The 11,472-nt window shown below is 73.7% G+C and carries 1 protein-coding gene; it reads right to left on the reverse strand.

Features of this window, described 5'->3' with window-relative positions; genetic code table 11:
- A complete protein-coding gene (locus ACIBH1_RS27945; RefSeq protein WP_397316910.1) occupies positions 1-11,436 on the reverse strand; it encodes a hemopexin repeat-containing protein in 11,436 nt (3,811 codons plus the stop codon).
- Between the last annotated feature and the right edge of the window lie 36 nt (positions 11,437-11,472).

An 11,472-nucleotide genomic window follows, 5' to 3' on the forward strand; every position in this document is an offset into this window, starting at 1 on the left:
TCAGCGCAACCCGGCGCGGTAGGTGAGCACGAGCCGCAGCCCGCGCAGGGACTCACGCTCGCCCGACCACCCCAGCCGCAGCCCGGCGGCACCCAGCGACAGGCCCGGGGTGGGGACCAGCCGGCCGTCGGGCAGTGCGGTGCCGTCCAGCGTCAGCCGCGCCTCACCGTCGTAGACGGCGTACAGGCCCGTGATCTGCCGCCCGTGCAGATCCGGCAGGTGCGCCGGGGTGAGGGGCAGCATGAGCGTGGACCCGGCCGAGGCCCACGCGTCGGGGAAGGCGGCGGGCACGTCGAGGCAGACGGCCGCGCCGTACGGCTTGAGCATGCCCTTGACGGCGGCGGCGAAGGTGTCGCCGCCGTGCTCGGCGGTGTAGCGCACGGTGAGCACCACGTCGTGCAGGCCGGCGGGCCGGTCGGCCGAGCGCAGGCCCGGCAGCTCCAGCCGCCACGTGGAGATCGCGCCGGTGCCCTCGAACGGCAGGTAGCGCTCGTCGTCGTAGCGCAGTTCGAACAGGCCGTTGTTCTCCCAGCCCTGCGCCACGTGCGACAGCGCGATGCGCTGGCCGGCGCGCCAGTCGGAGCGCACCTGGGCCGGGGCCGGGCCCTGCGGGCTGAGCAGCCACTGCGCGGCCCGCGGGTCGGGCGCGAGCAGGGTGCGGTGCGACAGCTGGGTGAGCAGGGCGTTCGGCGTGAGCGTCTGGCCGTCGGCGGTCTCGAACGAGATCGCCATCGCCCGCAGCTGCCGCCGGTACAGGCCTGGGAAGTCGTGGTCGAAGAACTCCTCCGACAGGGTGAACTCGCACGAGCCGGTCCTGACCAGGGTGAGCAGCGCGACCGGGTCGACCTCCAGCAGCGAGGCGCGGCGGGTGATCTCCAGGCGGCGGCCGTCGGAGTCGGCGTAGGCGCGGGCCAGCCGGTCCAGGTCGGCGCCGAGCGTCTGCCCGGCCAGCAGGCCTGCGCGACGGCTGTCCCAGGCGGCGGGCCTGATCGCCGGGGCGGGTGTGCCGCGCTCGAACTCGAAGGCACGCTCGGCCGCCTTGGCCAGGTCGTGGGCGGTGCCGTAGGCCTGGAAGCTCAGCTCGGCCATGCGCGAGGCCATCCACTGGTACAGCTCGCCGCCGGTGAACTTGCCGCGCAGGAACGCCGAGACGGCCTGCTGCTGGCCGATCTGCCGCTCCAGGATCTCCAGCTCGCGGCGGGCCGAGATCACGCCCGCCTCGCCGCCGACGACCTGGGCGGCGATCTGGGCCACCTCGCCGCGCGCGGTGTCGGCCTGGAGCCGCCAGTCCTGCTCCGAGCGTTCGTGCTCGGCCCGCACGCCCAGCACCTCGCCGAGCACCTGCAAGCCCTCGCCGAGGGACTCCGCGACTTCCGCCCCCTCGGCCAGGGCGTCGCCGACCTGGTCGCCGCCGTACATCGTGCCCAGGATGAACGGGCCGAGCAGAACCTGGGGGACGCCGTGCGCGATCGCCGCGCCGATCTTGAGGCCGCTTGCGGTGAAGTGCGCCGCCGCCGCGCTGGCCATGAGGCCGATCTGCGCCTGCTGCAGTGCGGAGGGACCGGCCGCGATCATCGCCTCGTAGGCGGCCACCCGGTTCTCGGCCGCCGTCAGCCCTGCGCGCAGCGCCGTCACGTTCTCCTCGGCCATGACGACCTGCGCCTGCCGTACGGCACGCGTCATCTGCAGCAGGACCGCCTCGTGCTCGTCGGCCAGCAGCCCGAGCGCCTCCGCGTCGCGCCGCTCCAGCGTGTCGAGCAGCAGCCCGGAGAAGTCGCGCACCCGGTCGGCCAGCTCCTGGGCCCGCCGCAGCACCGTGGTGAACCGGTAGTGCGGCACCTCGGCCGCGACCGTCTCTCCATACGGCGCCGCGGCCCCGTCGGCGGCGGCCCGCGCGACGAGCGCGGCCGGGTCGATGGGCGGCTCGAACAGCGGCAGCGGCCGGGCCACGCCCAGGATGTCGAGCGAGGCCCTGATCTTGGTGAGCCGGTCGGCGACCAGGTCCCAGTAGCCGCCCAGCGACGGGTTGACCGGGATGTGGAAGTAGGGGTCGACCGCTCCGGCGTGTGCCCGTACCAGCCCGCCGAGCGCGTCGCCCTCGGTGAGCTCGGGGTCGAGCCCGGTGAACGGCAGCGCGGCGACCGCGGGCAGCGCCCCGAGGTCGCCGGGCCGGCGGCCCAGCAGGTCGTGGGCCAGCAGGTAGAGCATCCTGGCCTCGTCGACGCTCTCCATCGTGTACTGGCGGAACAGCAGGTCGCCCCAGTCGAGCAGGTTGTCGACGTACCCGGCCACCACGGCCCGCCGGTAGGCGACCGGCCGCAGGGCGGCGATGGTGTGCGGGTCGAACGGATCCTCCAGGTAGGCGTGCAGCAGCGCCTGGCGGTCGCCGGCCAGGTCGTAGGCGCGGGCCAGTCCTGCGGCCACCGCCAGGTCCTCGCCCACCGACGGGTCGCGTCCGGCGGCCAGGTCGGGCAGCTCGGCCAGGGCCTGGCGGTCGGCCCAGCTCAGCTCGCCCTCGCCGCGGAAGACCGGCACCAGCGACTCCAGCAGCGCGATCGCGCCGTCGAGGCCGCTGTCCTCGCGCAGCCGCAGCGCCTCGGCCAGGGCGCCGGGGTCGGCGCCGAGGAAGGGCAGGAACCGCCAGTACTGGTCGGACCTGGTCGGGTCGAAGACGTGCTCGAACCAGGTCCGCGCCTCCTCGAAGCGCTGGGCGGCGTTGAGAGCCTGGGCGATGAGCAGCGGCGCGTGGAAGAAGATCTCCCAGTAGTAGGTGCCGTTGGCGCTGGAGAAGTCCAGGTGGGAGCGGCCGGGCAGCCACTCCTTGACGACCCGGGTCTGCTTGACCTGGATCGTGGTCGCGTCGGAGGTGTCGGTGTCGAGCGCGGGCAGTTCGTCGGTCTCCTGCGTCGTGGTGTCGAGCAGCGCCGCGACGCCGCCGGTGAGTAGGCGTCGGTTGAGTTGGGCGGCGGTGCTGCTGGTCAGGCGCACGATGTCGTGCGGCAGGCCGGTCAGGGGGTACGGGATGCCCGCGTCGCCCCGGTAGAACAGGTAGGTCGGGCTGCGGAAGATGTACAGGCCGTCGCGCGACTCCATGATCCCCCTGATGGTGGCGGGCAGGTTGGCCCACTCGCCGCGCAGCGGCCGGAAGATCCACTCGCCGACCCTGGCGTAGCTGCCGCTGCGCAGGGCGTAGCCGCCGATGACGCCGGTGATGGGCCGCGGGATGGTCATCGGGTAGCCGTCGGCCTCGTCCATGACGCTGTTGGGGACGCCCTGGGCGTCGAGGCTGTAGCGGGCCAGCCTGGTGCCGCTGGCGACGAACAGGTGCTCGCCCTCCATCCAGGCGGCGTCCACCGTGCGCCAGCCGGTCCCGGCGGGCTGCGCGGGCAGGACGGGCGGAGGCGCCCAGATCCCGCCCGAGTCGTCCCCCTGGTTCAGGGGGTTGCCCGACCAGGTGGGAGGCGGCTCCGTGGGGACGGGGAAGGGCAGAGCGGGAGTCGGGACGACGACCACCGTCTGGCCACCGATGACGACCGTGGTCGGTCCGACGGCCTGGGGCGGCGGGGCGGCCTCGGTGAAGCCCCACACGTGGTCGATCTGCTGGATGCGCTCGACCCTGTCGCGCCCGCGCACCAGCATGGCGTACTGGTTGCCGACGTTGTCCCAGATCAGGCGGTTGCCGTTGGGCAGTTCCACGGCCGCGTCGATCCGGTCCCAGGACGGCAGGCCGTCCTGGTTGCCCCTGATCTGCTGGTCGGCGGGGATCTCGCCGGGCGGCGGCAACATCGGGCGGCACAGGAAGCTGCCGCCCTTGAGGTCGACGCTGAACCACGAGCCCCGGTCGAAGCCGGCGGGCCTGTCGAACCAGATCACCGACGCCGGGTGCACCTCCTCGTCCTCGTGGAAGATCGTGGTGACGTCGCCGGCGGGCGGCGGGATCACCACGCCGTCAATCGGCACGGCGTACAGCTCGGGGGTGAGCCCGAACTGCGCGCCGACCGGCCCGGTGACGGTCATGGAGGAGTAGGCGACGATGATCGCGTCGTGCTCGGTATCGGGCAGCGGCCCGGTCCGCACGGTCAGCGTGACGGTCGTGATCGGGTCGATCCTGGGCGCGCCGGTGGCCAGTACCTGGGCGGGCACCCACTCGCCGTTGAGGTTGAGGAAGGAGTAGTAGATCTTCACCTGCCGCCACACCGGCGGCGAGGAGACCTCCTGGGTGCTGTCGCCGGTGGAGCGCACCGCCACCACGGCGGAGCCCTCGCTGGGCTGGAGCGCCTCCACGCCGGCCCAGAAGACGAACGTCCTGCCGAAGGCGCGCACCGGGTGCACCCGCTCGGCGTCGATGCGGACGTCCACCTCCTGCCACGGGCTCCACGACGCCGACAGCCGGTCGCCGTCTCGGAAGAGCGCGTCGCGGTGGTAGAAGCGGCGCGGCTCGGTCCTGGTCCGGCCGAACAGCACCAGGCTGCGGGCGCCGTCGCCGGTCGCCTCCACGTAGCCGCCCGCGATCGCCAGGCGCGAGACCTCGGTGTACTCGTCGAGATACCGCTTGTAGGCGCGCTGCGCGGTGGCCGCGGTGACGCCCGACTGCATCAGCTCGTTCTCCAGCGCCACGAATCCGGGCGTCTTGGTGCCGCGCAGCTCGGGCCGCAGGTAGTTCTCCGGATAGAGGAAGACCCGCCGGTTGGCCTCCCACACGCGGTAGTTGCGCATCCAGCCCCACCAGCGGCGCAGCCTTTCCCTGTCGGCCTCCCCGACCAGCTCCAGGTCCAGCAGGCAGCGGTGCAGGTAGAGCTGGACGGCGGCGATGGCCTCGCGCACCCGCGTGGTGAGGCCGAGCCCGCCCATCTCCACGTCGATGAGCAGCCGCTCGAACAGGTCGGTCGAGTCGCCCTCGCCGCGGGACAGGACGGCCGACAGCAGCGCGTCGCGCTTGAGCGTGTTGACGGGCTCGCCGGTGAGGTGCCCCAGCCGCGACGGCGGCGCCCCGAGCCGTTCGGCCAGGCGGAACAGCTCGACCGCCTTGAGCGCGAACTCCACGTCGCCGTCGGCGGGCAGGGTGCGCTGCACCCACATGAGCTCGGCGGTGTCCCAGCCGAACAGGCCCGCCATGGTGGCGTAGGGATCCTCGTCGGGGGTGGTCAGGGCGGTCGCCACGGCGGGGTTGAGCGAGGCGAAGCGGGTGACCGTGACCAGGTCGGCCAGCCGGAAGTCGGGGCCGTCCGACCAGCCCTCGTCCAGTCTCCTGGCCGGCCCGCCGGCCCGTTCGCCGTCGAGCGCCACGTAGTCGTCCGACATGGTCAGGTATGTCCTGCCGCCCAAGGTGAAGGCGGCGTCGATCCCGTCCTCGAACAGCCTGGGCAGATCGCCCCAGTCGTCCCTGATCGTGCGGGGGAAGCCGGGGTCGGCCAGGGCCAGCGTGCCGGAGCCGTACCGCACGTACTGGTCGCCGCGGAAGGCGTAGATCGCGCCGTCAGGGGAGGCGAAGGCGGCGTCGAGCCCGCCGTCGAAGGCGTTCCTGGCCCTGCCCCACGCCGGCGAGGGCCGGGTGCGGTCGTCGGCGCGCACGTGCGCGCCGCCCTTGAACAGGTGGATGCCGCCTGCGCTCGCGAAGGCCGCGTCCACGCCGCCCAGGAACGCGTCGGGCAGCCGGTCGACCCCCAGGTCGTCGTGGAGCAGTGCCAGCGAGCGCGGGTAGCCCTCGTCGGCGGCGGTGTAGTCCTGGCCGCTGTAGCGGGCGTAGCGGTCACCGGCCAGCACGTACGTGCGCTCGCCGACGATCAGGGCCGCGTCGAGCGGCCTCTGGAGCGGGCTCGTACGGCCCAGCGGCGTGTCGTAGGAGGCGCTCAGCGCCCGGGAGGCGACGTGGCAGCGCCCGCCCATGAACAGGTAGAGGGTGCGCCGGTCGGCCACGATCGCGTCCACGGTGGTGATCGCGTCCTCGAAGCTCTCCGGCAGGCCCGGCCACTCCGCGCGGAAGTTGCCCGCGACGGGACGCGGGTATCCGGGGTCGGCCTGCCCGTACTCCCCGGTGGAGTAGCGCGCGTAGCGGTCGCCGCTGAAGACGAAGGTCGTGCCCTCCCAGGCGAAGGCGGCGTCGACCCGCGTGAAGGAGTCCGAGGCGGGCGCGGTGAGCGGTCCCAGCTGCCCGTCGGCGTGGCGGCGGAAACGGTCGCCGAAGAAGAAGCACGTCGAGCCGTCGGCCATGGTGTAGGCGGAGGTGAGCGTGCCCTCGAATCCGCGCCACACCTGGCTGATCGGGCGCACGGGGCCGCCGCCGGGCAGCGTGAACGTCTCGCCGTTCATGAGCACCAGCGTGTCGCCCTGGGCGATCACCGCCCGCGGGATCGACGAGGTCTCCCAGAAGCCCGCGTCGGCGGTGCGCGGGTAGCCCGGGTCGGGCGCGGAGTAGTCCTCGCCCGAGTAGACGAGGTAGCGCATGACGCCCGCCGCGTCCGGCTTCTCGAACAGATACGTGGCGTCCTTCCAGACGTAGGCGACGCCGACGCTGTTCAGGCCGCCCCACACCTCGTCGATGCGGCGCGGCTCGCGGCCGTCGGTGAAGTACTCGCCGCCGAACAGGTACGTCCTGCCGTCGCGGCCCGCGAACGCGGCGTCGACCGTGCCGAGACCGCGCGGACGCCCCCACATCTGCGCCACCGGGTACTCGCGGTCGAGCAGCGTGTCGTAGCAGGACTCGCCCTTGAACAGGTAGTTCGCGCCGTCGGTGCCGATCAGCACGGCGTCGAGCCCGGTACGGAAGCGCTCGGGCACGTCGCGCAGCACCCGCGGCTGGACGGGCTCGGAGACCTCGCCCAGCCCTTCGACCGCGCCGCGCCGGGCCCAGCCCGCGGGCGACTCGGCGAGCAGCCTGCCGTCCTCGACGAACGCGCAGCCCACGCCGGGCGCGTCGTAGACGCGGTAGCGCTGCTCGGAGACGACGTGCCAGGTCGAGCCGCTGACCAGGTAGACGTTGCCGCGGTCGGCGAAGGCCGCGTCGACCCGGCCGAGCGCCGCCCTCAGGTGGGCCAGCCTCGGCTCCTGGCGCAGCGCGTCGAGGCCGCGCGGATAGCCCAGGTCCGCCTGCTCGCCGGTGAAGCGCGTGTACTGGTCGCCGGAGAACAGGTAGACGCGCCCGCCGAGCGCGAGCGCGGCGTCGACCTGGCCGGTGCGGGCCAGGTTGTCGCGCACCTGTCCCCAGAAGGAGGCCACCGGCGCCGGGTAGCGGTCGTCGACCTGGGTGCGGTCGGCGGTGCTGTAGCGCACGTACTCCCGATCGCGGAAGACGTAGGTGCGCCCGTCGCGGCCCACGAACGCCGAGTCCACGCCGCGGAAGGGCAGGCTGGCCCAGCCGTCCTCCAGCTGCCTGGGCGCCGACCACCAGCGTCGGCGCAGGTCGAACTGGGCCATCAGGGTGTCGGAGAAGGCGTAGGTGCGGCCGTCGGGCGCGGTGAACACCGCGTCGATCCGGCCGCCGAACGCGTCGGGCAGGTTCCACCAGTCGCCCGGCAGCGGTTTGGGGAAGCCCTCGTCGGGAGTGGTGTAGTCGGTGGAGGAGTAGCGCACGAAACGGCCGCCGCCGAACAGGTACGTCTCGCCGTCGAGCACCAGAGCGGCGTCGACCTGCGTGAGCCCGCCCCAGTCCGGGGCGATCGCGCGAGGGAAGCCCAGGTCCACGCGCGAGTAGTCGGTGCCCGAGTAACGCAGGTAGGTGTCGCCGCTGAACAGGTAGGTGCGGCCGTCGCGGCCGACGAAGGCGGCGTCCACCCGGTTGGAGGGGAACGCGGGCCGGCCGCGCCCCCAGCGGGAGGCCGTCCGCACGATCTGCGAGGTGCCGGTCAGGGCGACCGTGTCGCCCTCCTTGAACAGGTGCAGCACGCCCCGCTCGTCGACGAAGGCCGCCTCGACGCCCGACTCGAACTCGGCGGGCACCGCGGTGAAGGCCGTCTCGATGCGCAGCGGGTAACCGTCGTCGGCGCGCGGCTCGTCGAACTCCAGGCCGTCGCTGTGCCGTACGACATGGCCGTCCCTGATCACGTGCACGCCCGAGGCGTCGGAGAAGACCGCGCCCGGCGCGCCGGCGGCGGCAGGGGCGCCCCACACGTGCTCGCCGTCGAACGGGTGGAACTCGCCGTCGCGGCCGTGGAAGCCCAGCTCGCCGAAGTCCTCGGCCGGACGGGGGAAGCCCTCGTCGACGGCCGAGAAGCCGCTGCCGGAGTAGCGCACGTGCTGGTCGCCTGCGAACAGGTGGACGTGGCCCTCGCGGTCGACCATCGCCGCGCGCACCGGGTGGCGGGAGAACTCATCGCGGATGCGGCCCCACACCTGCTCGCGCGGCGCCCACCGCTCGCCGCCGGGCGCGCGCACGTAGGAGCGAGTGCCGCTGACCAGCCAGTCGGAGCCGTCGGGGTGGCGGAAGGCCGCGTCCACCCGGTTCAGGCCGGGGACCAGGGTGGCGATCGTGCCGTCGCCGTCGAGCCTGCGGTCGCGGTAGCGCCAGAAGCGGTCGGCGCTGAAGACGTAGACGTGACCGTCGGAGCCGTCGAGGAGGGCGTCGACGCGCCGCACCTCCGGGGGCAGGGCGAGCGGCTCGGGGAAGCGGTCGGCCAGGCGCAGGTCCTCGAAGAGCAGCGCCGTCTCGGCGGCGCTCAGGCCGAGCTTGGCGGCCAGCAGCGTGAACGCCCGCACCCGGCGGAAGGCGAGCCCAGGCCCCGTCCTGGCCGGGTCGGCGGGCGCGCCAGGCCCACCGGGCACGGCGGGCCCACCGGGTACGGCTAGCGGCACGGGGACGGCGGGCGTGGGCCTGGGCGGCGTGGCCAGGTCGGCGAGCCTCACCCCGGCGCCCGCGCACACGGCCGCCACGACGGCGGCGGGCACGCCGAGCACCTCCTGCGCGATGGCCAGCAGCGTGCCCTCCCGGCGGGCGGCCCGCGCGGCCACCTTCGCCTCGATCTCCGCCACCCCCGCCCGCAGCTCGGCGGCGACCGAGTGCAGCAGGCCGAACACGTCGGCGATGTAGTCCTCCATGCCCGGCAGATAGAAGTCCAGGACGCTCGTGGGCCGCGTGAAGAAGCCGAGCCGGTCCTCGGGCACGGCCAGCGACTCGTCCAGGTCGCCCGCGTCGGTCAGCACCGCGATCAGGTGACGGCGTTCCTCCTCGCCGAGCCCGAGCCCGGCCAGGGCGTCCGGGTCCAGGCTGTAGGGCCGCTGCTGCTCGGCGATCTCCTGGACCAGGGTGACCACGATCGGGTCGTCGCTCTCACCGGCGGCGACGACCCGCCGCGCCACCGCCCGATCGGCCAGGGCGGCGAACGCCTCGGCGGGGAAGGTCAGCAGCGCGGCGCGGTGCGCGGCCACCTGTCCCTGCAGGTCGGCGAGGAGGTCGGCCTTGTCCGCCTCGAACTGCGGGTCGAGGGCGAAAGTGGCGGCCGTGAGCGCCAGCAGCCCCTCCTTGTCACGCACGTCCAGGCCGGGCGTGAGATGGCGGTTGTGGACCAGGGAGTCGGCCGTCTCCGCGGGCACCCGAGCCCGCAGCGGTTCGGTGGCGTAGCGGGTGAGGTTGCCGCGGATCAGGTCGATCACGTCGGCCTCGACGAGCGACAGGTCGGCGTTGGGGCGGAGCGCACGCGCGTTGAGGATCTCGCCGTCGGGGGCGACGTGGCCGTTGAACACCAGGTTGTCGTAGAGCTCGGCCCGCTGTTCCGGGCTGAGGCCGGGCAGGGTGGCCAGGTCGGAGGGGAAGCAGCGGCCGTCCAGTCTGGACACCAGCTCGGCGAGCTTGTCCCGGTAGGGGGAGAAGTCGGTGGCCAGGGCGGCGGGCACGTCCAGGAGGGTGCCGTCGGAGGACAGGTGGCCGCGCAGGACCAGGTTGGTGAAGACCTTGGCCGCCAGCCGGTCGCCCAGGCCGGCGCCCAGCAGGTCGGAGGCGTCGACCGACGACAGGCCGGTCAGGGCCGTGTAGGGGGTGGAGCCCGGTAACGACTCGAACAGGGCGCGTGAGGCACGGCGGCCGAAGCGCGGCGACAGGAACATGTCGGGGCCGTCGGACACCTGGGCCAGCCGTTCGGCCAGGCGTTCGGCCAGGTCGCGCTCCAGCGCCGCCTCCTGCGCGGCGAGCGCCTCGCGGGCCGCGGCCTCGCGTTCGTCCTCTTCCTCCTGCTTCGCGGCGGGCGGTCCGCCCGCGAAGGCGGCCACGTCCTCGGGCGACAGGCCGTTGGCGCGGGCCCATGACACGAGCGCGGGCAGCGCCTGGGCCAGCCACAACCCGGCGACCGGATCGGGTTCCGCCACGATGCGCCGCCCGTCGGCGCTCGACGGCGGCGGGCCGAACGGGACGGGCAAGGTGCCGTCGAGCACGTCCAGGAAGCCGAACAGCTCGTCGGCGGTCAGGCCGAGCGAGGTCAGGTAGCGGGCGGCCCGGTGCAGCGCGTCACGGGAGGCGTCTCCTGGCAGGCCCGTCAGCAGGCGCTCCAGCGTGGCCTGCCCGATCCCGAGCGCCTTGGCGACCTCGGGATCGGTCACCTCCAGCAGGTCGCCGGGCGCCCCCTGCGCGGCGAAGACCTGGGCGGCCAGGGCGGGCGTCATCGGGGCGGCCAGGCTGACCACGACGTCGAGCGGCAGCCCCAGGGCCTTCTCCGCGTGCCGTACCGCCGCCAGCCGTTCCAGCGCGACACCGTCCAGCCGCGACCAGCACAGGGCGGTCAGCACCAGGTCCAGGTGCGCGATCGGCAGCCCGGTGCGCCGCGCCAGCCGCACGAGCCTGGCCGCCCGGTCGAGCCACGCGGCCTGGGTGAGGTCGCCGGACTGGACCAGCCGCCCGCCGTCGGCGGTCGCGGGCGCGTACCCGCCGCCGGTCAGCTCGGCCAGCTCCGGCACCGACAATCCGGTCGCCCGGCGCAGGCGAGCCGCTTCCTGAAGGTCGTCGAGCTTCTCCAGCTCGCCCAGGTGGTAGGCCTCGCGCAGGTCGGCCTCGCTCGTCCTGGCCTGGGTGATCTCGCCGGCCAGTTCGGGCGACAGCCCCAGGAACTCGCGGGCCAGCTGCGCGCGCGCCGCCCCGAACAGGCGCGGCAGCTCCTCCCGCCCGGCCCCGCGCGCCTTGAGGAAGTGCCCGAGCTGTTCGTAGGCCAGGTTGAACGGCTTGTCGAACGGGAAGCGCATGCTCCGCAACCGCTCGTACGGCTGCTCGCCGACGAGCCGTTCGAGGATCTCGACCACCACGTCGAGGTAGGCGGTCTCCGTCCCCTCCTCCAGCGGGACCTCCCACAGGTCGGGTCGTCGCTGACGCAGCTCCCGGCCGTCGATCTCCTCCACGAGCCTGAGCAGATCGGTCAGGTAGGCGGCCGGCGAGAGCGCCGAACGCGCCTCGTCCCCGCGGCGGAAGTCCAGGCTTCCGAAGAGGAGCTCGTAATTCGGCAGCGCGTTAATACGTCGCACGACGGTTCTCTTTCTGCCACCCCGACTCACCGCTGA

This window comes from Nonomuraea sp. NPDC050663 (assembly GCF_044456985.1).
In the GTDB taxonomy this organism is placed as follows: Bacteria; Actinomycetota; Actinomycetes; order Streptosporangiales; family Streptosporangiaceae; genus Nonomuraea.